General features: G+C 49.9%; 22 protein-coding genes and 2 pseudogenes. 21 read left to right on the top strand and 3 right to left on the bottom strand.

Annotation, left to right across the window (positions count from 1 at the left end; genetic code table 11):
• Window positions 1-46: 46 nt before the first annotated feature.
• From ACUVOF_RS11225 to ACUVOF_RS11190, 8 genes and pseudogenes are all read left to right on the top strand, one after another.
• On the top strand, window positions 47-1,150 hold the full coding sequence (locus tag ACUVOF_RS11225; RefSeq protein WP_447044804.1) for a serine hydrolase: 1,104 nt from the start codon (window positions 47-49) through the stop codon (window positions 1,148-1,150).
• A 38-nt stretch (window positions 1,151-1,188) separates the two neighbouring features.
• Window positions 1,189-1,476, top strand: a pseudogene (locus ACUVOF_RS11220) (peptidylprolyl isomerase); the annotation flags it as partial.
• An 83-nt stretch (window positions 1,477-1,559) separates the two neighbouring features.
• The gene (locus ACUVOF_RS11215) at window positions 1,560-2,495 is read left to right on the top strand and encodes an ABC transporter ATP-binding protein (protein ID WP_447044433.1); all 936 of its coding nucleotides are present in this window, start codon (window positions 1,560-1,562) and stop codon (window positions 2,493-2,495) included.
• Window positions 2,492-3,253 (top strand): ABC transporter permease, encoded by a 762-nt coding sequence (locus ACUVOF_RS11210; protein WP_447044432.1) that lies wholly within the window; start codon window positions 2,492-2,494, stop codon window positions 3,251-3,253. Before ACUVOF_RS11215 ends, ACUVOF_RS11210 begins: the two co-directional genes overlap by 4 nt.
• Before the next feature lie 50 nt (window positions 3,254-3,303).
• Entirely contained in the window at window positions 3,304-4,341 is a 1,038-nt protein-coding gene (locus ACUVOF_RS11205) for a nucleoid-associated protein (RefSeq protein WP_447044431.1), read from the top strand.
• Window positions 4,342-4,376: 35 nt separating this feature from the next.
• Window positions 4,377-4,841, top strand: a complete 465-nt coding sequence (locus tag ACUVOF_RS11200; protein ID WP_447044430.1) for a tellurite resistance TerB family protein — start codon at window positions 4,377-4,379, stop codon at window positions 4,839-4,841.
• Window positions 4,834-5,427 carry an exopolysaccharide biosynthesis protein gene (locus tag ACUVOF_RS11195; RefSeq protein ID WP_447044429.1) on the top strand — a complete coding sequence of 198 codons (594 nt, stop codon included), beginning with the start codon at window positions 4,834-4,836 and terminating at the stop codon, window positions 5,425-5,427. Before ACUVOF_RS11200 ends, ACUVOF_RS11195 begins: the two co-directional genes overlap by 8 nt.
• Window positions 5,428-5,455: 28 nt before the next feature.
• Window positions 5,456-6,016 (top strand): YqhA family protein, encoded by a 561-nt coding sequence (locus ACUVOF_RS11190; RefSeq protein WP_447044428.1) that lies wholly within the window; start codon window positions 5,456-5,458, stop codon window positions 6,014-6,016.
• Between the two features lie 5 nt (window positions 6,017-6,021).
• Here ACUVOF_RS11190 and ACUVOF_RS11185 read toward each other — a convergent pair whose 3' ends face one another.
• A complete protein-coding gene (locus tag ACUVOF_RS11185) occupies window positions 6,022-7,053 on the bottom strand; it encodes a serine hydrolase domain-containing protein (protein ID WP_447044427.1) in 1,032 nt (343 codons plus the stop codon).
• A gap of 365 nt (window positions 7,054-7,418) precedes the next feature.
• Window positions 7,419-7,775: a hypothetical protein gene (locus tag ACUVOF_RS11180; protein ID WP_447044426.1), complete on the bottom strand. Its 357-nt coding sequence runs from the start codon at window positions 7,773-7,775 to the stop codon at window positions 7,419-7,421.
• Window positions 7,776-8,089: 314 nt separating this feature from the next.
• Between ACUVOF_RS11180 and fliD (ACUVOF_RS11175) the strand changes: the two genes are divergently transcribed.
• The 13 genes and pseudogenes from fliD (ACUVOF_RS11175) to ACUVOF_RS11115 all read left to right on the top strand — a co-directional run bounded on the left by fliD (ACUVOF_RS11175) (window position 8,090) and on the right by ACUVOF_RS11115 (window position 21,191).
• Window positions 8,090-9,451: a flagellar filament capping protein FliD gene (fliD, locus tag ACUVOF_RS11175; RefSeq protein ID WP_447044425.1), complete on the top strand. Its 1,362-nt coding sequence runs from the start codon at window positions 8,090-8,092 to the stop codon at window positions 9,449-9,451.
• Window positions 9,452-9,654: 203 nt separating this feature from the next.
• A complete protein-coding gene (gene fliD, locus ACUVOF_RS11170; RefSeq protein WP_447044424.1) occupies window positions 9,655-11,046 on the top strand; it encodes a flagellar filament capping protein FliD in 1,392 nt (463 codons plus the stop codon).
• 350 nt (window positions 11,047-11,396) lie between these two features.
• Complete coding sequence (locus tag ACUVOF_RS11165) at window positions 11,397-12,611, top strand: FliC/FljB family flagellin (RefSeq protein ID WP_447044423.1); 1,215 nt, start codon at window positions 11,397-11,399, stop codon at window positions 12,609-12,611.
• 135 nt (window positions 12,612-12,746) lie between these two features.
• Window positions 12,747-15,569 carry an O-linked N-acetylglucosamine transferase, SPINDLY family protein gene (locus ACUVOF_RS11160; protein ID WP_447044422.1) on the top strand — a complete coding sequence of 941 codons (2,823 nt, stop codon included), beginning with the start codon at window positions 12,747-12,749 and terminating at the stop codon, window positions 15,567-15,569.
• Window positions 15,570-15,577: 8 nt separating this feature from the next.
• A complete protein-coding gene (locus tag ACUVOF_RS11155; RefSeq protein WP_447044421.1) occupies window positions 15,578-16,135 on the top strand; it encodes an acyltransferase in 558 nt (185 codons plus the stop codon).
• Window positions 16,132-16,950, top strand: a complete 819-nt coding sequence (locus ACUVOF_RS11150; RefSeq protein ID WP_447044420.1) for a hypothetical protein — start codon at window positions 16,132-16,134, stop codon at window positions 16,948-16,950. The genes ACUVOF_RS11155 and ACUVOF_RS11150 overlap by 4 nt, the downstream gene beginning before the upstream one ends.
• A 151-nt stretch (window positions 16,951-17,101) precedes the next feature.
• A pseudogene (locus ACUVOF_RS11145) lies at window positions 17,102-17,344 on the top strand (transposase); the annotation flags it as partial.
• Window positions 17,345-17,390: 46 nt separating this feature from the next.
• The gene (locus tag ACUVOF_RS11140) at window positions 17,391-17,570 is read left to right on the top strand and encodes a flagellin (protein WP_447044419.1); all 180 of its coding nucleotides are present in this window, start codon (window positions 17,391-17,393) and stop codon (window positions 17,568-17,570) included.
• Window positions 17,571-17,645: 75 nt separating this feature from the next.
• Window positions 17,646-17,837 (top strand): hypothetical protein, encoded by a 192-nt coding sequence (locus ACUVOF_RS11135; RefSeq protein WP_447044418.1) that lies wholly within the window; start codon window positions 17,646-17,648, stop codon window positions 17,835-17,837.
• A 184-nt stretch (window positions 17,838-18,021) separates the two neighbouring features.
• A complete protein-coding gene (locus ACUVOF_RS11130) occupies window positions 18,022-18,741 on the top strand; it encodes a hypothetical protein (RefSeq protein WP_447044417.1) in 720 nt (239 codons plus the stop codon).
• Window positions 18,742-18,916: 175 nt separating this feature from the next.
• Complete coding sequence (locus ACUVOF_RS11125) at window positions 18,917-19,687, top strand: amino acid ABC transporter substrate-binding protein (protein WP_447044416.1); 771 nt, start codon at window positions 18,917-18,919, stop codon at window positions 19,685-19,687.
• Between the two features lie 83 nt (window positions 19,688-19,770).
• Entirely contained in the window at window positions 19,771-20,439 is a 669-nt protein-coding gene (locus tag ACUVOF_RS11120) for an amino acid ABC transporter permease (RefSeq protein WP_113269456.1), read from the top strand.
• Entirely contained in the window at window positions 20,436-21,191 is a 756-nt protein-coding gene (locus tag ACUVOF_RS11115; RefSeq protein ID WP_447044415.1) for an amino acid ABC transporter ATP-binding protein, read from the top strand. The genes ACUVOF_RS11120 and ACUVOF_RS11115 overlap by 4 nt, the downstream gene beginning before the upstream one ends.
• A 199-nt stretch (window positions 21,192-21,390) precedes the next feature.
• On the opposite strand, the gene ACUVOF_RS11110 is transcribed toward ACUVOF_RS11115, so the two are convergent.
• Window positions 21,391-21,771 (bottom strand): phosphoribosyltransferase, encoded by a 381-nt coding sequence (locus tag ACUVOF_RS11110; RefSeq protein ID WP_447044414.1) that lies wholly within the window; start codon window positions 21,769-21,771, stop codon window positions 21,391-21,393.
• Window positions 21,772-22,355: the final 584 nt, after the last annotated feature.

Below are 22,355 nucleotides of genomic sequence, written 5' to 3'. Positions count from 1 at the left end.
TATTTTGCGACACTGGATACAGTACGGGCTTGTGGCGGTAGCGCTGATGTTGGCGCTACCCGCTTATGCAAACAGCGACGAGACCAACGGGTACGAGACAAACTGGTACGATGCTCATTGGTACTATGAGGTAGATAAAAAGAGCGCCTGGCAGGGCGATTTAACTGCACGCTTGAAGGCTATCGAAGGCGTCTTTGAGGGCGAGCTGGGCGTTTATGTACAGAACCTCGCCAGCGGTGAAGCATTTTCCTGGCGCGCCGATGCCCCTTGGTATTTAGCCTCGCTGATTAAAATACCGGTGGCGGCGCAAGTGTTGGCCGAACGACAGGCAGGCACCTTGACGCTGGATGAGCGATTAACACTTTCGCGTAGCGACTTTGTCGACGGCGCGGGCCCAACCAACTGGCACGACCCCGGCACACCGATCTCCATTCGCTACTTGATGGAGCAAATGATCACCGTCAGCGATAACACCGCCACGGATATGTTGATTGATCGGGTAGGGCTTGAAGCGGTGAATCAGCGCGCCGGCATGATGATCGCGGCAAGCGGTGGCAACCCCGATGACATCGGACCCATCTCAAAACTGGTCGGCGTCCGCCAAGGTGTTTATGGCGAGCTGCACCCGGATGCACGTGCGCTTGGCGGAATGGATTTTATCGCTCTGCGTCAGCATCCGGTAAGTCAGCGCGCCCAGGCGTTGGCCCGCGCGCTAGGCGTTAGCACAGCATCTTTCACCCAGCCTGATTACGATCACGCCTTTGATGCCTATGAAGCTACCGGCAAAAACGTGGGCACCTTACGCGCCTTTGGCGACCTACTGGCTAGCCTAGACGGCGGCATGGATGACTTAAGCACCGAGCAGCGACAAACCCTATTCGCGGTGATGCAGGGAACCCGTTCCGGTAAGCGGCGTCTTAAAGCGGGCCTGGGCAGCGGCGTAAGCTTAGCCCATAAAACCGGCACTCAGCAGCGGCGTAGCTGCGATGCCGGTATCGCCGAGCGTGCCAACGTTGAGACTACCACCGAAGGGCCCTGGGTGATCGTTAGCTGTGCTCGCGGGCCAGTGGCGGTAAGTGCTCACGAACGCGCCTTGGCCAAGGTGGGTGAAGCGTTGCGCTATAGCGGAGCCCTGGGTAAGCCGTGGTAAACTATCGCCCCGAATGATTCTCAGAATTACTTAGTCAGGAGCAACCAATGACACAAGCCAGCGCCCGCCACATTCTAGTCAGCAGCGAAGAGCAGTGCCTAGCACTCAAAGAAGAAATTCAAAACGGTCGCGACTTTGCTGAAGTCGCCAAAGAGCACTCCAGCTGCCCCTCCAGCCGCCAAGGTGGCGACCTCGGCAGCTTTGGCCCCGGCCAAATGGTGCCTGAGTTCGATAAGGTCGTCTTCAATGACGAGGTCGGCCAAGTGCACGGCCCGGTGAAAACCCAGTTTGGTTATCACCTGCTAGAAATTACCAGCCGCACTTAACTTTTCCTAACCAAACACTCTTAATTTCGCCTAAAAGGCCGTCAAGCACCGCGGTCACTTGATCGCGGTGTGAGGAGTACGCCTTGAACGACCCGATTATTAGCATTAACGGCCTGAATAAAACCTACGAGGGTGGTTTTCAGGCGTTAACCCACATTGATTTAACGATTCAACGTGGCGAAATTTTTGCCCTGCTCGGCCCCAACGGGGCGGGCAAAACCACCCTTATCAGCGTGGTATGCGGCTTGGTCAATCCGACCGCTGGCCATGTGCTGGTCGATGGGTTCGATAATCTTACCCACTACCGCCAAGCCCGCGAGCGCATTGGGCTAGTGCCTCAAGAGCTCACCAACGAAGCGTTTGAAACCGTTTGGAACACCGTTAGTTTTAGCCGCGGCCTGTTTGGTAAAGCGCCTAATCCTGCGCATATCGAGAAAGTGCTTAAGTCGCTGGCGCTTTGGGATAAGCGCAACAACCGTCTAATGACGCTTTCGGGTGGCATGAAGCGTCGCGTGCTGATCGCCAAAGCGCTCTCGCATGAGCCGCGCATTCTGTTTCTGGATGAGCCCACCGCCGGGGTCGATGTTGAACTACGCCGAGAGATGTGGGATGTCGTGCGCCAACTGCGCGATAACGGCGTTACTATCATTCTGACCACCCACTACATCGAAGAAGCCGAAGAGATGGCTGACCGTATCGGCGTCATTAATCGCGGCGAGTTGGTGCTGGTGGAAGAGAAAGCCGCTTTGATGAGCAAGTTGGGCAGTAAGCAGTTGACCCTTAACCTGCACAACCCGTTAACCGAGGTGCCTGCCAACCTGCAACGCTTTGAACTGAGCCTAGCGGCTGAAGGGCATGAGCTGATTTATACCTACGACGGTAGCCAGGAAGAGGATAGTCACGCGATTTCTGAGCTATTAACCGCCCTAGAGCGGGAAGGCGTCACGTTTAAAGACCTGAACACCCGGCAGAGCTCGCTTGAAGATATTTTCGTTGATTTGGTTAAGGAGCGCGCATGAACCTGCATCCTGTTCGCGCCATCTATATGGCGGAAATGGCGCGCACGCGCCGAACGCTACTGCAAAGTATTGTCTCGCCGGTCATTTCTACGTCGCTCTACTTCGTGGTGTTTGGTGCGGCGATCGGCTCAAGAATCAGTGAGGTCAACGGGGTCAGCTATGGCGCCTTCATCGTGCCTGGGCTGATTATGTTGATGCTGTTAACACAAAGTGTTTCAAACGCGTCCTTCGGCATCTTCTTCCCCAAGTTTTCGGGCAGCATTTACGAGCTGCTTTCAGCGCCTATTTCACATTTAGAGATTGTGATTGGCTACGTAGGGGCGGCGGCCTCGAAATCGATTTTACTGGGGCTACTCATTCTGGCGACCTCGAGTTTTTTCGTACCGCTGGAGATTGCCCACCCGTTTTGGATGCTGACCTTCTTAGTGCTTACGGCGGTCACCTTTAGCCTGCTCGGCTTTATCATCGGTATTTGGGCGGATGGCTTTGACCGGCTGCAACTGGTACCGCTGCTAGTGATTACCCCGCTGACCTTTTTGGGCGGTAGTTTCTACTCTATTGATATGTTGCCGCCGTTTTGGCAAACCATCACCTTGGCCAACCCCGTGGTGTATTTGGTGAGCGGCTTTCGCTGGAGCTTTTACGGTATTAGCGATGTCAGCTTAGTGGCAAGTGTGGGCATGATTACCCTGTTCCTGGTGGCTTGCCTGGCCACGATTGGCTGGATTTTTCGCACCGGCTACCGCCTTAAACCCTAATTCACGTTTAGCCATCTTTAAAACGAACCTCTGGAAACTAGCAGACCCCTATGCCGTTACTGCAAAGTATTGTGCACCGCCTTGACCCCACGCTTGACGGTGAGCGCTTAACCCTGACCGCTGCGCCCGGCTCTTCTGAACCTCAGTTCTCTGAAAAGCAGTCTTCTGAGTCCGGCGACGACCCGGTGATGCCAAGCCTGGTGGGTGCGCTGAATGACACCTACAACACCAAGCCCAAAGGCTGGGGGCGCTTTGCAGAGGAGGGCGAACAGGCCGGACCGCTGGCCATGTGGCTGCGCGACTACCTTGCGGGTGACAAAAGCTTTGCCGAGTTCTCTATTGCACTGGCTGAGCGTCTCGCCAAGCAACTTCAAGAGCAGTTGTCGGTAAGTGGTTACTTAGTGATCAGCCACCAGCGCCAGGGCGATACGGAAACCCTGTTGGTAGCCTTAGTGCATCAGCGCGAAGGGATCGGTATCAATAGCGATCACCAAGCGGTGCCCGCCGCGCAGCTCAACACCAGCCAGCTCACCCTCGCGGCGCGCATTAACCTCACCCAGTGGCAGAGCGATGCGCCGAATGCGCAGTATGTCTCGTTCTTGAAAGACCGCGGCGGCAAAAAACTCGCTGAAGGCTTGGTGGCCTTGTTGGGCATGGAAGAGGGCGTCGATGCCCCGGCGGAAACCCGTACGCTGCTCAAAGCGTTCAGCGACTACGTCGAGAAAGAAGATTACGACGACGAAGTGAGTCGCGAAAAAACCGACACGCTAGTGGACTACGCCAACGAACAGCTGCGCCGTGGCGAACCGATGACACTGGAAGAACTTTCCGGGCTGGTTAACGAACAGCAGCCGAAAGCCTTTTACGAGCATATTCGCAACGCCGATTACGGCCTCTCGCCGGAAATCCCTCCTGATAAGCGCACCTTGAGCCAGTTTCGCCGCTTTACGGGGCGTGCAGGTGGTGTCTCGATTAGTTTTGACTCACATCTGCTTGGCTCAAGCATTGAGTACGACGCCGCTCAGGATCGCCTGATTATCAAGCAAGTGCCCAAACAATTGAGAGAACAGCTCACCAAACAGGACTAAGCTAAGGACGAGCTGCACCTACTCAGGAGAACCCGATGCTGAACGCCATTAGTGATTTCTTCCAGCGCACCCTGGCGCAACCCGAACAGCGCGAAAATCAAACGCTCACATTGGAGTTGGCGACTGCCGCCCTGCTGTGTGAAATCGTCCGCGCTGACTACGACACCACCGATGAAGAGCTTGACGCACTTCGCAGCATGCTAATTGAGCGCTATCGGCTAAGCGTAAGCGACGTAGAAGAGTTGATGGCGTTGGCACAGGCGGAAGTGGATGACGCCGTCGATCACTATCAGTTCGTCAGCCTTATCAAAGAGCATTATAACTACGACCAGCGCTGTGAGCTGGTCGCACAAATGTGGCAACTGGCTTGGGCCGACGGCAATGTTGACCCGCTCGAAGAACACCGTATTCGCCGCTTGGCGGATTTGCTCCATGTTAGCCATAGCGATTTTATCCGCACCAAACTGCAAATTGAGGAGCGCAATAACCACGATGCATAACCGCAACGAAGAATCGGATTTAATGGACTTAATTGACTCAATCGAGAACATGGAGCAGGACGCTCCTCGAATCAGCGTTGATGATGTCGTTAATGCCGTGGGGCGGCGCTCATTTGGGCCGCTATTGCTGGTCGCCGGGCTGATTACGCTTACCCCCATTATTGGCGATATACCCGGTATGCCGACGCTAATGGCTGCGCTGGTGCTGCTTGTATCAGTACAATTGCTAGCGGGGTGTGAAGCGTTTTGGTTGCCCCGTTGGCTGCTGAAGCGTTCCCTTTCGCGTCAAAAGTTTGATAAGGGCATTCATTACATGAAAAAGCCCGCCCGCTGGATTGATGGGCTGTTGCGGGTTCGCTTGCCGTGGCTGACGGGATATATCGGTATTCGCGTGACGGCCGTGGTTTGTTTATTGATCGCTCTGGCGATGCCACCGATGGAGTTTATTCCCTTTTCGGCCAACGGCGCGGGGCTGGCGCTGACGCTGCTCGGGCTGGGGTTGGTGGCCCGCGATGGAATCGCATTACTGCTAGGGTTTACGCTATTCGGCGCCACCTGCGTTTTTATCGCGGTGAATCTGCTTTAAACAAGGAACTTTTAGCCAAGGAATTGTAATGTCAGACGCTTCACCACCTACGCCGCCTAAGCCGCCGGAAAAGCAGGGGCATTGGGAGCGGCGCATAGAGACGGCGCTATGGAACTCACGCTTTTTAGTCATGCTTGCAGTGATACCCAGCCTGTTGGGCTCATTAATACTTTTTATTGTTGGCACCGTGGATATTTTAAAAGTGGTGGCCGATGTGCTGGGTTACTACCTGTTGGGCGGCACTCAAGATATCCATGACAGTTTGGTGCCCGATATCATCATTGCTGTCGATATTTATCTGATTGCCATCGTCTTGCTGATATTTGGTTTAGGCGTTTACCGGCTGTTTGTCTCCCGTATTGATCAAGCGGAAGTGCGCTATCCTCAACACCCCTTTAACGTCGCATCGCTTGATCAATTAAAAGACAAAATTGCCCGCGTGGTCATTCTGGCGGTGATTATTGAATTTTTCCGCGCCGTGGTGGATATTCGTTTTGCCACGCCGCTCGAAGCCATCTATTTAGCGCTCTCCGTATTAGCGCTGGCGGCCGCTATCTACTTGATGGGGCTGGGCCACAAAGGCGAGTAAGCGGTCTAAAACGCCGCCTTTTCGCTTGGCGATAAAAGCCCCACTACCAATCTATTCAACTGATGCTGGAACTGCCCGCCCGGTGAGGGTGGGCTGGGGTTCGAGGTGATCACTGCCGTCATCTTTCGCTCAGGAATAACGTACAGTGCTTGACCACCGTAGCCGCGGCCGTAGTAAACATCTTCACCTGCCAACTGGGTAATAAACCAACCGAAGCCGTAACCGTCCCCGGTCCAGCGTGACGTGCCGCGTGGCTGCCACGACGCCTCTACCCAGCCTTCTGGCAGAACGCGCTCGCCATTACCTGTTTCATCAAACACGATGCCATCATTGCGATACAGCTCGCCCACCTCTATCAGCGCTCGCGGCGAGAGCTGCATATCATTGCCGCCAAAATAGATGCCTTGCGGATCACGTAACCAGGGGCGAATAGAAATATTGAGCGGGCCACCCAGTAAACGCTGAGCAAGCGCATGGGTCGTTTCGCCGCTGGCGTGGGTGAGGGCGGCAGAAAGCAGATGGCTGGTGCCCGTGGAATAGAGCATCTCTCCACCAGGTTCATCGACAAAAGGGCGGGTCAGTGCATCGTTAACCCAGTTGTCGCTAGCCACCCAGGCGCCATAGTTACTGCCGGAGGTACGCTCCAACCCTGCTTGCTGGGCGAGTAGATGCGCCACGGTGATCTCGCTGACTTTTGGATCAATACCGCTAGGCAGGTGTTCGCCAAACAACTCAACCATGGGTTGATCAACGGATTCGATAACACCCGCTTCAATCGCCGCGCCAGTAATCGCGGCCAGCACGGTTTTGGACAGCGACTTGATATTGGTAGGCGAGGCAACACCCGGCCCGCCCTGATGATGCTCATGGATAATGTCGCCGTCATAGGCCACCACCACGCTGTGGATGCGGTTTAGCGCCTGGGCCTGTTGGTCGAGTGCCTGCAGTGCATTCGCTGACGGTTCATTTGCTGCTGCAATAGAGATAGAGAACAATGACATAACAGCAAACGAAACCAGTAAAGCAGTAGCGTGCATTGCAGCACCCTCTGTAACAGTGGCAAAGGTTTGAGGTGTAGATGACGGGGAGGTTCCTCAAACGCTTCGGATATGACGAGAGATGTCACTTCCGAGTAAGGAAATGTACCTAGACTACGCAAAAGAAGAAAAAGCCTGCTAGGCTATGGGGGTAACTTAAGGGCAAGCAACTATTTGATTTTCCCCGAAACGCAATAAGCAAGGAGCGCAAAAATGCGTAATATTATTTATATCATTGGTCTTATCGTGGTAGTTCTCTTCATTCTTTCGATGCTCGGTCTGCGTTAAGCCCAAACAAAAACCGCCCGTAGGCAGCACCTACGGGCGGTTTTTTTATGCGCAGTTTTAATGCCGCATGGATAGGCCTAAGCGCAATCAGCGGCCCCTTGGCCAAACATATCAAACATCATTTCACGGCCAAGGCGGGTCAATACAAGTCGGCCATGCTCATTTAAAGTGGCCGCTTCACTGGCTTCCATTACCTGTTGGCAGGTGGCCCAGGTGGGCGCTGCCGCGCTAAGCGCTAACAGTTCACGGCGGGCTAAGCCACGCTGGGGCAGGGTAATGGTTTCAAGGACATGGCCGTTATCGTAGAGCAGCTCAGCGGCAACCGACAAACATTGGCGAAGGCTACGCTGAATATTCGCGGCGTTAGATAGCCCCTGAGGCGATTGAATAGGGCGTTGTACAGCCATTTCTGGAGACATTAGTTCGGGAGGCATCGTGTGTTCTCCTGCAGTCAGCCCAAGGTGGGCTTGTTGCAGTGCATTATAAACTAACGTCTAGATTAGACCAAGGTCTATCATTAGGTGAAGATGGGATGCTTAATGTGTTTTAACTGAGTTTACCTCAGACTATAAGAACGTTATTTATCGCTTAGCACACACGTTCTGTAACATTTAAATACCTAAAATAGAGTGCAATTATTCAAGTTTACGGTTGAATAGCCGAAGGTATTCATTAATACATCGATAGGCTTCTGCATGGGGCAGCGTAAACATTAGCGTAACGACGTTATAAAAAAGGACGGTAAAGCATGGCTTCCATTTCATCACTCGGTATTGGCTCAGGGCTAGACCTCAACGGCTTATTGGATCAATTGCAAAAGGCCGAGGAAAAGAAGCTTGTTCCGATTTTGGAGCAGCAGGAAACCCAGCAGACCAAGATTTCCGCCTATGGTCAGCTACAGAGCGCGCTCTCGCAGTTTCAAACTGCAGCAGACGCACTCAATGACAGTACTCTTTACGAAAGCCTCTCCACTAACGTGGGTGGTTCAGCCATCACGGCGTCTGCCGATGCGGAAGCGCAGGTTGGCAGCTATAACGTCACTGTGAATACCTTAGCTACTCGTGGCACGCTCGCTTCAGAAGGGGTGGCAGCTGCTGATCAAGTAATTACGGATGCTGACCACAAGTTAACCCTGAACTTCGCTGATGGTACCACCCAAGAGATCGATATAGCGTCAGGCAGCACCCTCGAAGATATCCGCGATTCAATTAACGCCAACGAAGATTCCGGTGTTAACGCGACTATCATCAATGACGGCACCGATTACCGCCTTGCGCTTAGCTCTAGCGAAAGCGGTGCTGATGCTTCTATTACCAATTTCAGCTTCGATGGTACGGCACCGTTTACTGCCGATACCGCTAACACACTACAAGGCGGTACTGATGCATCGCTCACCGTTAACGGCATTGACATCACCAGCTCTTCCAATCAGGTTGAAGGCGCTATCCAGGGCGTGACACTTAACCTAAAAGAAGTGGGCGATAGCACGGTTACCGTTGAGCAGGACACTCGCGTTGTTCGTGAGGCTGTTACCAACTTTGTGGAAGCCTACAATGGCCTTAAAGATAAAATTGGCGATTTAACCAGTTTCAATTTCGAAACCGGCGCAGCGGGTGAGCTTTTAGGCGACAGCACCATCCGTACTGTCGAGTCGCGCTTGCGTGATGTGCTGGGTGGGGCTGTTGAGGGTGAGTTCTCCATTCTTAGCGATATTGGTATTTCGCACAAGTACGATAGCGGGCTTGGGTATAGCAAGCTTGAGATCGATGATGACAAACTTGATGATGCCATTGCCAATAATCAAGGCGCGCTTGCAACCTTCTTCGCAGGCGATACAGATGGTGCGGGTATGGCGGGGCAAGTTAATACTACTGTCGAACAATTGCTTAGCCCTAATGGCCGAGTGGAAGGAGCGATTAGCGGGGCGGAAAATCTTAGCAAATCGCTTGTAGAGCAATATACCCGTATGGAGCAATCAATCGAGCAAACGATTTCTCGTTACCGCACACAGTTTGGCCAGCTGGATGGTATGATTGCGCAAATGAACCAAACCAGTAGCTATCTCACCCAGCAGTTTGATGCGCTGGATGCGCAGCTAGGACGTGGTTAATAATCCCCACCGACTCATCAATACTCTAAAACGCCTGCTCTAAGCAGGCGTTTTTGCTGGCAAAAGAAAAACAACCCATTTAGCGAAAGAAAAAGAGCTAAAGTCATCCGCTAATCAGTCGATAAGATTGTATATGACAATTGCCAGCGTACACTCATGCGCTGCATGTTTTGGTTTAGCCTTTTCACTGAGGAACACCCAGTATGGCGACGATAACCTCCCTTGGAGTTGGCTCGGGTCTTGACCTGACTGGCCTATTGGATCAACTGCAGAAAGCAGAGCGCGGTAAGCTTGCGCCCATCACGCAGCAGAAAACACAACAGCAAGCCAAAGTTTCAGCCTATGGCCAGCTGCAAACATCGCTGAACGCTTTTAAAGACGCAGTAGGGAAAATAAACGACCCTGAACTCTATCAGAGCCTGTCTGCCAATGTGCAGGGAGAGGGCGTAAAAGCCACAGCCACAGCCGATGCATTGCCCGGCAGTTACCGCGTTCAAGTTAGCCAGTTGGCCACTGCGGGTACGCTCGCTTCCGGCCGTGTTGATGATCAAGATGCTACGCTCGATTTACAAGGGGCGACTGCGTTTCAGCTTAGCTTTGGCAATGGCGATAGTATTGATATTGCACTGACAGCCGGTAGCAGCCTAAGCGATATTCGTGATGCGATTAATGCGGACAAAGAGTCGGGAGTCAGTGCCTCTATCATCAATGATGGCACGGGCTATCGATTGGCGTTGAGTTCAAAGGAAAGTGGTGCTGAGGCCTCCATCAACAGTTTTAGCTTTGTGGATGCCGATGGCGCGGCTGTGGCTGGGCCCTTTGGTGAAGATGCCGCTACCCAACAGATGGGTAAAGATGCTGTGTTGAAGGTAAATGGCATTGATATCACCAGTGCCAGTAACCAAATTGAAGATGCTGTTCAAGGCGTCACACTCAACATTGCAAGTTTAACGTTGGACGACGGCGAGACGGCTACTAGCACGGTAAGCGTCGAGCGAAATACCCTGGCGGTGCGCGAGGCGGTAGGTGCGTTTGTCAAAGCCTATAACAGCTTAGAAGGGACAATTAATAACCTTACAAAATACGATAGTAAAACCCAAACCGCCGGTAAGTTGCTAGGAGACAGTACGGTGCGCACCATTGAGTCTCGGTTGCGCAGTGTGATGATAGGGAGTGTGGCAGACGGTGAGCTTTCGACCCTTAATCAGTTGGGGATTACCTTGCAGCGTGACGGTACGCTGAAGCTTGATGAAGACAAGTTAAGTGATCTAGCGGCCAAGAACCCCGACGCGCTCAACGATTTTTTTGCTGGTAAAGATGAAGCAAGCGGTATGGCAGGGCAGCTAACCACGACGCTAAATAACTTGTTAAGTGACAACGGGACTATCAAAGGCGCTATTACGGGGGCGGAGAACCGCGTAAAAAGTTTAGATGAACGCTACGAGCGTATGGAAAAGACGATTGAGAGCACCATCGCCCGATATCGCAAGCAATTTGGTCAGTTGGATGGCATGATCGCACAAATGAACCAAACCAGTTCTTACCTCACCCAGCAATTTGATGCACTTGATGCACAACTAGGCCGCAAGAAATAACGTTAATCCCAAGATCGAATGAACAAACGGCCTCCTATAATTGTGAGGCCGTTTTTATATGTGAAGTAATGCAATGCCATGATCAAGCAATCACATTGCGAGCCGGAATGGGTGCACTATAGGAGGCAGCTTTAGCTCGCAACTCTTTACCTTCAGCTAGCCACTCCCAAGCTATTAGCAAGTATCCATACAAGCATGAGTCACCTGCTATTTCAGTTACCAACTTTTACATCTTTTTTTACCACTTCCCCTAAAGATCCCCCTCGCGCTGCCGTTAATTAATATAACGGCACAAACAGTGGCCGAAAGCAGGCCTCAGGGCCAGTGTCCAAAGCAAGGAGTCTCACACCATGTCAGTGATCAATACCAACATCACAGCGATGATCGGCCAAAACAACCTTGGCAAATCACAGAACGCACTGTCTACCGCGATGGAGCGTTTGTCCTCTGGTCTGCGCATCAACAGCGCTAAAGATGACGCCGCTGGTCAAGCCATCGCCAACCGCATGACCTCACAGATCACTGGTCTGTCACAGGCTCAGCGTAACGCCAACGACGGTATCTCCGTTGCGCAAACCGCTGAAGGTGCTCTTAACCAGGTAAATGACAACCTGCAGCGTATTCGTGAACTTTCTGTTCAGGCATCTAACGACACCAACTCAGCGAATGACCGCAAGTCTATCCAGGACGAAATTGATCAGCGTCTGACCGAGATCAACCGTATCTCTGAGCAGACTGACTTTAACGGCGTTAAAGTACTGGCTCAAGACCGTAGCTTGTCTATCCAGGTAGGTGCCAACGACGGTGAATCAATCGACGTTACCTTGGAAAAAATCACGGCAGGTACTCTGAACCTTGCTAGCTTTAATGTTAACGGCCCGCAGGGTGACTTGACTGGTCTTACAGGCGGTGGAGCTACAGCAACTGCAGCTTTTGAGAAAGCATACGGTACTGCAACTAGCATCAATGATTCTACAGTAACGGATTTCAGCGCGGATCTGGCAACTCAGCTTGGCATTGCAGGTGGTTCAATTGCTACTGGTGGAACTGCCCAGGTTGATGAAGCTGGTAACTGGTATGTAGATGTGACTATCACTGCTGCTAGTGACGCTGAGGTCAACTCTTTGAACCTTCAGGGGCTTGAGTTCGCTGGTACTGGCGCCGCGAATGAAAAGACGTTCCGTGTTGCACTGGATCCAGCAGATGCTGATATCACTACTACCCCTAATACAGCAGAATTTGATGTTGATGGCTCCACGTTGGGCGCTAAAGATTTGCTCAGCGGAGCTACTGCTAATCCGATGGAGCAGTTGGATTCTGCGTTGAAGCAGGTGGACGAATTGCGCTCTGGTTTGGGTGCGATCCAAAACCGCTTTGAGTCTGCGATCACCAACCTGCAGACCAACGAAACCAACCTCTCTGCTGCCCGATCACGTATCGAAGACGCTGACTACGCAAGTGAAGTAGCGAATATGACTCGTGCTCAGATCCTGCAGCAGGCGGGTACCTCGGTGCTGGCCCAGGCTAACCAAACGCCGCAGAACGTCCTGTCTCTGCTGGGCTAAACCTTTCCTAGTCGCTAGAAGGCTATCGGTAGGTACAGCGAAACAGGCCCTGTTTACAGGGCCTGTTTTTTTTATGGAGGTTGTGTGCCAGTTGTTATGATGGCCTGAGCCCTTTTTCCAGCAGTGAGTCTATATATGAGTCGTCATAAATCCCGTCGGTCTTCCTCAGTTAAGCAAGCCAATAGGGCAAATTCATTGCCCGTTAATCCTCATACTACCCGTAGAAGCAAAGGGGACGCTCTGCTTAAAAGTGGGAAGTGCTTGGAAGCAGCGGCTGAGTACCAAAAGCTAATTGATGAGAATAAGGCTAACCATGAGGTTTATGGGCGCTTATCAGAAGCCAAATATCGATTGGGTGACGTTCAAGAAGCTGAGACTTTATTAGCTAAAGCTTTGGAAATAGAGCCAAATTACGCTGAAGCGCACCACGGCATGGCTTATTTATTACACCAGCGTCGTCAAAATCAGCAAGCATTAACTCATATACAGACAGCCTGCCGTTTAGATACTGGTAAAGCTGAGTACCTTTCGCTGCAAGGAATGGTATGGGTCGCCTTGCATCAGCATAGTGAAGCATTAAATTGCTATGAAAAAGGGCTCCAAATTTCTCCTGGCTATGCATCACTATGGAATAATTATGGTAATGCATTGAACGACTTGGGCCGTATTGATGGAAGTATGGCTGCTTACCGTAAAGCCTTAGAGCTTCCTAATAGTAGTCGTTTGGCTTTTTCAAACCTGTTAACAACAGCCCATTATCATCCCGATATGTCCGAAAAGGATATTTTAGACATTATTAAGCAATGGGGGGTCAAGTATTCTCCTTCGCATGTTGATAGAAGACCTGAAACCAGTAAGGTTTTGGATCGTAAGTTAAAAATTGGAATGATTTCTGATGGTTTTCGGAGTCATCCCGTCGGTCAAATGATCATATCCGTACTCGAAGAGTGTGGTAAAGCACAATTTAAATTCTTTTGTTACTCTACAAATAATCATGAAGATCACATAACTAGTAGGTTCAAAGAAGTTGCTGATGTTTTTTTATCAGTTGAGTATATGAGTGATGAGCAACTTGAACGTAGAGTGTTAGAAGATAACATTGACATACTTTTCGATCTTTCCGGGCATAATGCTGGTAATCGAATGATGGTTATTGAAAATGCACCCGCTCCTATTATAGTCAAATGGGTTGGTGGTTTAATTAATACCACTGGTGTGTCTTCAATAGATTATTTGCTAAGTGATAGAATAGAAACTCCTTTAGGCGTTGATGGTAATTATACGGAAAATATAATTCGGATGCCTGATGATTATATTTGTTATGCACCTCCTCGTTACACGCCTACAGTGTCATCGTTGCCAGCTAAGAAAAATGGGTATATAACTTTTGGATGCTTTAATAATGCTACTAAATTAAACAAACAAGTGCTAGCTCAATGGTCTGAACTGTTGCATCAGGTGCCCAATTCCCAATTGTACCTTAAAAGCATGCAGCTCGGTAATCCTGAAATGCGTGAGCGTATTATTAACTTAATGGAGGTAGAAGGGGTTTCGGCAGATCGACTACGTATTGAAGGGCCTTCCTCTCATATTGAACTCCTCCAATGTTACAATGATGTGGATATCTCTTTAGACCCATGGCCATATTCAGGAGGATTAACTACTTGTGAATCTTTATTAATGGGAGTTCCGGTCGTCTCCCTTCCTGGCCCTACCTTTGCAGGACGGCATAGCGCTACCCATTTGGTTAATGCTGGCATGTCAGAACTTGTTGTTAGCTCTTGGGAAGAGTACCGAGAAAGAGTTTTGGAGCTTGCATCGGATTTAGATAGCCTTGCCACCATTAGGCAGCATCTTCGCCAAGTCTTATTAGAGTCGCCCGTATGTGATGCCTCCCGGTTTTCAAAACACTTTACCGATGCAATGCGTGCCATTTGGCAACGCCATTGTGAAGGAAAGCAGCCTGCCGCTTTAACATTCGATAAAGCGGGGCAGGCGCAATTTGAAGATGAAGAAACTCCCATTGACGTTGTTTACGCAGAAAGTATGGAAGTCGAGGCGACCGGGTTTAACTGGTCATTACCTAGCAAGATTATAGCACTTGATAATGGCTCAGAGCTGGTTCAAAATCAGGGCTTGGAAGGCTTACGCCAGTTAAACGCTTTTGGTATTGTTTCATTCGACCCTGCCAGCCGAGTGGAAAACCCGAACCAATTCGAAGGTAGCGATGATGTACAAGTTTTCCCCCATGTAGTGCTTGGGGATGGCAACCCTGCGACGCTTTACTCCTGTTTAGACCCAGCATTGAGCAGCACCTTGGAACCGCTGCCAATGGAGCAGCAGCACGGAGCCAACCCAGCTGGTACGAACGTCCTTGCTAAACTTCCGATCAATACCATCGCGTTAGATAGCATCAAAGGGCTGGATAGTTTGGATTGGTTAATTCTGGACGATTTAAGTGATTCAACGGCGATACTTGAAAACGGCAAAAAAGCTCTTAAAGATACATTAGTCATTCAAGTGCGTATTGCCTTTCAACCTACGCATAAACGACAGCCAAACTTAGCTGAAATTCAGCACTGGATGTCACGTCATGGTTTCCGTCTATACCGTTTCAACAACCAACAGCACTTAAGCCACCTGCCGGTCAGCGTGCCTGCAGAAATTCGCCAAGCTACCGAGCTTCAAAGTGTCGATGCCGTTTTCCTCCCCACTCACGAGCGGCTGGCTGAGCTAAATGCAGGCCAACGTTCAAAGCTTTCTTTTTTGTTGCATACGGTGTACGGCATCAAGGATATGGCATATAAAATTTTGGCTGAAATAGATGCAGATAAAGCTGAGAAATATTTGCTTGAAGAGAAGTTGTATGTTGGTCCTTCAATAAAAAATGAGCCTGTTATGTCTTTAAGTGACGAGAATGAGACAATTTCAGATGACCTTGATCAATTGATGAAGTGAGATAGACTATGTTGCCTATTCAAAATGAATCCCCAGAGATTGTAGAGAAAAAACGAACAGTTTCTGAAAATACGGATGACAGTGAGTTCATGACGTTGCTTCGAACTGTTAAGAAAAAAGAGCTTGCTGCTTTTGTAAAGCTGTTAATGCCCTATATATCTGACCTAGAGTTAAGGCAGCCGCGTGTTTGGGGAGATCGATCTCGGCTTAATTTGGAGCAAGCAACGATTCCTATTAATGATCTTTTGGTTAACACCAGGTCGGGGAATGTAACTATTGGGGAGGATTGTTTCTTTGGGCATCGATGCATGCTTTTGACTGGAAGTCATGATTATAAAAAAACGGGCATTGCTCGTTTAAAAGCAGTGCCAGATAGTGGTAGAGATATAACCCTAGAGAGAGGAGTTTGGCTCGGGTCTGACGTCACCGTTCTTGGTCCTGTGCATATAGGAGAGAATGCAGTTGTAGCTGCCGGTAGTTTAGTAACAAAAGATGTTCCCAAAAATACGATTGTTGCTGGGAGGCCAGCAGTGCCTGTTAAAAAAATTGACGGTAGTAATCTATGAACAAAACAGATAAAAACATTATTTTTACTGTGACACATGGTCGTACTGGAACAACCATGTTAACAGAAGTGTTTAAAATATTTGAAGATACACGTAGTGAACATGAGCCTGAACCTAATTATGCTTCACTATTACCTAAGGTGAAAGAAAACCCGCGATACGCTATTAAATTTTTAGAGGAGAAAATTGAATTTATAAATAAGTTCGATGAGTCTAATTATGTAGAAACAAGTAATGTCTTTGGGAAAGGCTTTTTTATCCCATTGATCAGGATGGGGGTTTTTCCTAAGTTGGTTTTTCTTAATCGAGAGTTTCGTGAGGTGGCTAAAAGCCTCTTTAAACGTGGTAGCTTCCCCATGCGAACTAAAATGGGTATGCACTTTTCTTCTGACCCCTCTTATCCTGGAACATTGCCTATCTTTCAGCCGGAAAGCCTAACTGACTATCAGATCTGTTTTTGGGGAGTGTTAGATTCTTACTTTCGCCAGCTTAAGGCTGCAGATATTTATAATAAGCTAGGTAAAGATTATATATGGGCTTCAACAAGTGATTTTAACGATTTTCACAAAACTTTAGCAATTGGTGAAAAACTTGGTTTGAAGGTGGAAAATAAGATTAAAGCTAAAGAGACGCATGATATTGCAGCAAATATCCATCATAATGCTAATAAAAATCCTGGTAATGGTATAAGTGTTGATTTCGATGAAGGAGAAAAAGAGGTGCTTGACCGTGTAGCTTTTTATGAGCCTATATTTGTAGACGAAGTGCTAGTTTCACCTTTTTTAGATAAAAGGCTGGCAGAAAGCATGTCTTGAGTTTATCAGTAATAAAATGTTTTATAATATAGTTTATAAACGATGCGCTGGCGCTGAGGTGGCCTATCCCCCTAAAACTAACACCATGAACTCGATGAGATTTCCAGTTAATTTTTGTTGACGGAGATCTCACTATGAAAAGACATGTTATATCGAAGAGCCGATTATTGGCGCTATTAAGGAACATGGGGCAGGCGCCAAGGTAGACGACCTATGCCGCAAGTTGGAAATTGCCAGTGACATCTTCTGCAACTAGCGTAGTAAGTACGCAGGCCTTGAAGTGAATGAAACGAGGCGCTTGAGGGAGCTTGAAGCGGGAAACAAGAAGCTGAAAAAGCTTCTGGCTGACAAGCTCCTGGAAGTTGAGGCCATGAAGGATGTGCTGTCAAAAAAGTGGTAACGCCTGAAGCCCGAAAAGCGGCTGCACGGCATCTGGTTGATTGCCACCAGATCAGCGAGCGTCCGCTAACCCTGCGAATTCTCAGTCCCGTATCGTGGATGTTGACGATGCAGTGGAAGTTGCCAACATGACCTGTGCACAGATCATGCAGCAGGCTGGTACTTCAGTACTGGCTCAGGCCAACCAGACCCCGCAAAACGTTCTTTCTCTGCTGGGTTAAGCTGAAGCTTGGCGGCAAGGCTAAAGCAGTAAGTGCCGATGGGGCCGATAGGCCCCGTTTCTTTCTGGAGGCTCTATGAAAGCCACTGAGCATCAGGAGGTGATTGAAAAGCTTGAAGCGCTGATCCGTGAAACCCAAGCCACCATCGACCGTATCGAGATCTATGGGCTTAACAATACGATGCCCGACGATTACCAAGCGTTATTGGATATTTTAGACAATGCCATTAAGCAACAGCGTGAACATACGTTGGCGATGCTGCGCTAGACACATGCTTTAAGGCTGCCCTAGTCCATTATCAACTTCCTCATTTTAACTTCTCCTCTCCCACTAATTGATTAGCCCGCTAAGTTGGCCCACCTCGTTTTTTCGATGAGAAGTAAGTTATAGTGAGCCGAAGGGCAATTATAAAAATTCAAATCACGTACTCTTACCTAGCGGGAAACCACCTATGGATCCGCATAAACTGACGGTCACCTTGGCGATAGCAGCAGCCTGGCTGAGTTTTAACTGCTTGATAGTATTTTGTTATTATCTGCTGAGCGGTAGAGGCGTGCTGGAAAGTGGGATGTGGCGAGGCGGGGAGTGGTTGAGGTCTGGGCAGAAGTTGGCACCTTCCGCTAAGCCCGAGGTGCCTTCACCCCTAGGTGGCGAGGTGGCTATTGATCAAGCCGCTATCAATAGTAACGCCATTCAGTTGAATAGCGCCTCTACGCTACCCGAAGACGATAGAGTTGAAGAAGCGGTTCCTGAAAGTGAAGACACTGACGTCAATAGCGCTAACCACGTACTCTTTGTAATGTTTAACCAGCCTGATCTCGCACTCAATAATAAGTTACACACGACCCTGCAAAATTGGGAGGCCCACTACGACGCTGCGCTGCATGTTTACAGCGTGCCGGGTGTTACCCCACAAAATCCGGTATTGGTCACTAATGCTTACCCCCCAGGGGTGATGCCGTCCGCGGATACCTTCCAGCAAGAAGAGCACCTAATTAGCGGTGTGAGCGTGATTCTCAAAAAGCCCAAGAGCAGGCGCGGGTTTGATAAGGTGCAGTTGGAAAAGTTTGTGGCGTTTACTCAGGAGCTAGCGGCGCTTGGGGGTGACATATTGGATGCACAGCGCCAAGCGGCCACGGCGAATACGTTCTACGCTATACAGCACAAGTAACCCGCTAGGGCTGAGCATATATTCAAAATAAGAATAAAAATTAACTTTAATATTCTTTTATTCGTTTTTGTCGTGGGGGTAAGATGGTAGCCATTACATCCGCATGGCTTTTTGTGCAGGCTTTCTATGCGGTTATTCGTATCGTCGGGCTATCAACCAACGAGGAAACAGAATCATGCCACTACCACGCAAGTTGACTACCACTCTCGCTGCGCTTTCGTTGAGCGTTGCTAGCGGCCTATTCGCCACTTCTGCTCAAGCCGATACGCTGCGCGTGGGTATGTCGGGCGGTTATTTCCCCTTTACGTTTGTGGAGCAGGACGAGCTTAAAGGCTTTGAAGTCGATGTTATGAATGCCGTGGGTGAGATAACCGGTGATGACATCGAGTTTGTTACCGCCAGCTTCTCTGGCTTGGCCGGTATGCTTGAGTCTGGCCGTATCGACACCATTGCCAACCAGATCACGATCACTCCTGAGCGCGAAGCCAAGTATGCTTTCACAGAGCCCTATGTGTATGACGGGGCGCAGGTCGTGGTGCGAGCGGGTAATGACGCTATTCAAGGCGTTGAGGATCTGTCCGGCAAAAGCGTTGCGGTAAACCTGGGCTCCAACTACGAGCAGTTGCTCCGTGAACAGCCGAATGCTGACGAAATCGATATTCGTACTTATGAATCTAACATTGAACAGGATGTGGCATTGGGCCGGGTAGAAGCGTTTGTGATGGATCGTGTGAGTGCTACGCAGGTCATCAAGGAGAAAGGCCTACCATTAGAGCTGGCGGGTCAGCCGTTCTCGACGATTGAAAATGCGCTACCGTTCCGTGATGACGAAGCTGGCCGGGAACAGCGTGACCGTGTTGATGCAGCGCTTGCCGAGCTGCGCGATAATGGTGAGCTACGTGAGATATCGGAAAAGTGGTTTGATACGGATATCACCCAGCCATAACGTTTAGGCTACCCTGATTTAATGCGGCTGTGGCATTGCCACGGCCGCTTGCTTATAAGCGGTATAACTTATGTTAAAAAAATATGCTTAACCTTGAATATATGTGGGGGCTGTTGCCGGTTCTGCTGCGCTATTTGCCCCTCACGCTTCAGATGGCGACGATCGCCATGCTCTTTGCGCTGATCCTGGCCTGCCTGCTGGCGGTGGTTCGCGTATCGAAAGTGCCGGTGTTAAATGGGCTTTCGCTGCTATTTATCTCGTTTTTCCGCGGTACGCCGTTGCTGGTTCAACTGTTTCTCTTCTACTACGGCTTGCCGCAACTGATTAGTTCGTTGATCGCGATTACTGGTGTTACCGCTGCAGTGCTGGGGCTGACACTGCACTTTTCTGCCTATATGGCCGAATCTATTCGTGCTGCGATTGTAGGGATTGACCGCAGCCAGACAGAAGCCGCGCTCTCCATCGGGATGACCCAGTCCCAGTTGATGCGGCGTATTATTCTTCCCCAAGCCACTCGCGTGGCGACGCCTACGCTGATGAATTATTTTATCGATATGATCAAGGCGACCTCATTGGCCTTTACACTAGGGGTTACCGAATTAATGGGAGCCACGCAAAAAGAGGCGGCGGGCAGCTTCCTCTATTTAGAAGCCTTCTTACTGGTGGCGCTGATTTATTGGGCGATTGTGGAAGTACTCTCCTGGGGGCAACGCCGGTTAGAAATTTACTTAAATAAGGCCTACCAACGATGATTTCGCTGCAAGGCATCACCAAGCGCTTCGGCGCCCACACGGTGTTTAGTGATGTTGATTTGAGCCTTTCCAAGGGCGAGATCATCGTCGTTATTGGTCCTTCCGGTACGGGTAAGTCAACGCTGCTGCGCTGTATTAACTTCCTTGAACGACCGGATGCCGGGCGGTTGCAGGTGGGTGACTTGAGTGTTGATACGCAGCATGCCAGCCGGGCAGACATTCTGGCTTTGCGCCGCCGAACTGCGTTTGTGTTTCAGAACTATGGCCTGTTCGCCAACAAAACTGCGCTAGAGAATATTTGCGAAGGGATGATTGTGGTGGACAAGCTGCCGAAAGCTAAGGCCCATGCGCGGGGCAGGGAGATTCTGGAGCGCATCGGCCTGGCGGAAAAAGCCGATGCTTACCCGGCTTCGCTCTCGGGCGGCCAACAACAGCGGGTGGGGATTGGCCGCGCCATGGCGGCGAATGCCGAGGTGATTCTGTTTGATGAACCTACGTCGTCGCTTGATCCGCAGTGGGTTGAGGAAGTATTAAGCCTGACGAAGCAGTTGGCAGAAGAGCGTCAAACGATGATTGTCGTCACCCATGAGATGCAGTTCGCTCGGGATGTGGCAGATCGCGTGGTATTTATGGACGAAGGCGGCATCGTCGAGCAAGCCCCGCCTGAAGAGTTATTCACCGCACCCAAAGACGAGCGCACGCGCCATTTCTTGCGCAAAATATTATCGCCCACCGGGCAGGCAGTGCCATAACGGCTGAGCTTGGCTTCAGGTAGGTCAAGTCTTAATTGTGCAGGTTCATCTGCAGCGTGTTTACGAGCGAGACTCGCTGCTATTGTTCATCGCGCATTTCAAAGCGCCATGCCGCTATTGGTGCCAAATATAAGTGTTAACGTTGCGGAGAAGCGGCTTCCTGAAATTAGAGACCTACAAACCCTTGGCTTGCATCCGGTCACTGAATGCCTTTAGACCGTAATCGTTTAGTTGTTTCTTTTTTTGCCTTAAAGAGTCGATTTCTGATCTCGTCAGTCGTTCTGAAGCCGATAAGATAGTTGGCTTCGTTTGTAGTAAGCGCTTCTGTTCTAATTCCGAATATTTCTTTGATTTCATTGCCAAATCTCTCCTTCAGTAAACGTGACGTTTTTTTCGAAGGTACGAAGTCATGACTTCTTCCAGCATTGCATAACACGATGGTTCCTTCCACTCTCCCGCCATTAATCAAGATATAATTAGCTAGCTCTGCTAATGTCCCGCCCAAATTAGTAACATCGTCGACCAATACATAGGTTTGCCCCGAAACAACCTCTCCTTCGAAGGATGGCCGTAATGACATTCGCTCCATTGGGTCGCTTTCTTTTAGGAATCAATGCAGAGAGCCTCAATGATTTTACCATAATGGAGCTTGTTCACCTTACTAGCATCATTCTACGCGCGCTTGGTCATGCTTACCTAGCGCCCTGCCGAAGCATGTGGCATCTGCTACCTTCTTGTCCCTAGTTTGAAGAGATGTCGCGCATGTTATGCTCGTTTCCAGCTCACTTTTTTTGAGGTTGCTATGCTCATTATCACGAAGGTGTTACTGAAAAGTGTTGAGCAACTAGCCTGCGAGGCGGGCGAAGCGATTATGAGGTGTCAGTGCTTAACCTCGATTTTGTGGTGTGGGGCAAAGAGGGTATTAAAGAGAGTATTAAGGCTGGCGTGCAGTATTGACAACCGCTGGCAAGCACGGTTAGTGCGTGATAGACTATGCCATCCTCTCAGACAAGACCCGTGAATGGGCAGCTTCATTTAACTGCCTGTTGTACGTTTTGGTAGGGTGAAACGCCTGCCAAATCAACTGGTTGATATAGAAGTGTCATGTTGCGGAAATGTCGAGCTGTGATAGCGCAGCCGACAAACACATATTTAATTTCGTTG

The organism is Vreelandella sp. H-I2 (genome assembly GCF_052959335.1).
The sequence above is the reverse complement of the archived record's forward strand: the minus strand, read 5'-3'. Positions and strand labels throughout refer to the sequence as shown.

Bases quoted from the DNA above. Each gene is read 5' to 3' on its own strand.
- ACUVOF_RS11225 (WP_447044804.1), top strand. From the start codon at position 47: ATGTTGGCGCTACCCGCTTATGCAAACAGCGACGAGACCAACGGGTAC.
- ACUVOF_RS11210 (WP_447044432.1), top strand. From the start codon at position 2,492: ATGAACCTGCATCCTGTTCGCGCCATCTATATGGCGGAAATGGCGCGC.
- ACUVOF_RS11205 (WP_447044431.1), top strand. From the start codon at position 3,304: ATGCCGTTACTGCAAAGTATTGTGCACCGCCTTGACCCCACGCTTGAC.
- ACUVOF_RS11200 (WP_447044430.1), top strand. From the start codon at position 4,377: ATGCTGAACGCCATTAGTGATTTCTTCCAGCGCACCCTGGCGCAACCC.
- ACUVOF_RS11195 (WP_447044429.1), top strand. From the start codon at position 4,834: ATGCATAACCGCAACGAAGAATCGGATTTAATGGACTTAATTGACTCA.
- ACUVOF_RS11190 (WP_447044428.1), top strand. From the start codon at position 5,456: ATGTCAGACGCTTCACCACCTACGCCGCCTAAGCCGCCGGAAAAGCAG.
- ACUVOF_RS11185 (WP_447044427.1), bottom strand. From the start codon at position 7,053: ATGCACGCTACTGCTTTACTGGTTTCGTTTGCTGTTATGTCATTGTTC.
- ACUVOF_RS11180 (WP_447044426.1), bottom strand. From the start codon at position 7,775: ATGCCTCCCGAACTAATGTCTCCAGAAATGGCTGTACAACGCCCTATT.
- fliD (WP_447044425.1), top strand. From the start codon at position 8,090: ATGGCTTCCATTTCATCACTCGGTATTGGCTCAGGGCTAGACCTCAAC.
- fliD (WP_447044424.1), top strand. From the start codon at position 9,655: ATGGCGACGATAACCTCCCTTGGAGTTGGCTCGGGTCTTGACCTGACT.
- ACUVOF_RS11165 (WP_447044423.1), top strand. From the start codon at position 11,397: ATGTCAGTGATCAATACCAACATCACAGCGATGATCGGCCAAAACAAC.
- ACUVOF_RS11160 (WP_447044422.1), top strand. From the start codon at position 12,747: ATGAGTCGTCATAAATCCCGTCGGTCTTCCTCAGTTAAGCAAGCCAAT.
- ACUVOF_RS11155 (WP_447044421.1), top strand. From the start codon at position 15,578: ATGTTGCCTATTCAAAATGAATCCCCAGAGATTGTAGAGAAAAAACGA.
- ACUVOF_RS11150 (WP_447044420.1), top strand. From the start codon at position 16,132: ATGAACAAAACAGATAAAAACATTATTTTTACTGTGACACATGGTCGT.
- ACUVOF_RS11135 (WP_447044418.1), top strand. From the start codon at position 17,646: ATGAAAGCCACTGAGCATCAGGAGGTGATTGAAAAGCTTGAAGCGCTG.
- ACUVOF_RS11130 (WP_447044417.1), top strand. From the start codon at position 18,022: ATGGATCCGCATAAACTGACGGTCACCTTGGCGATAGCAGCAGCCTGG.
- ACUVOF_RS11125 (WP_447044416.1), top strand. From the start codon at position 18,917: ATGCCACTACCACGCAAGTTGACTACCACTCTCGCTGCGCTTTCGTTG.
- ACUVOF_RS11120 (WP_113269456.1), top strand. From the start codon at position 19,771: ATGCTTAACCTTGAATATATGTGGGGGCTGTTGCCGGTTCTGCTGCGC.
- ACUVOF_RS11115 (WP_447044415.1), top strand. From the start codon at position 20,436: ATGATTTCGCTGCAAGGCATCACCAAGCGCTTCGGCGCCCACACGGTG.
- ACUVOF_RS11110 (WP_447044414.1), bottom strand. From the start codon at position 21,771: ATGTCATTACGGCCATCCTTCGAAGGAGAGGTTGTTTCGGGGCAAACC.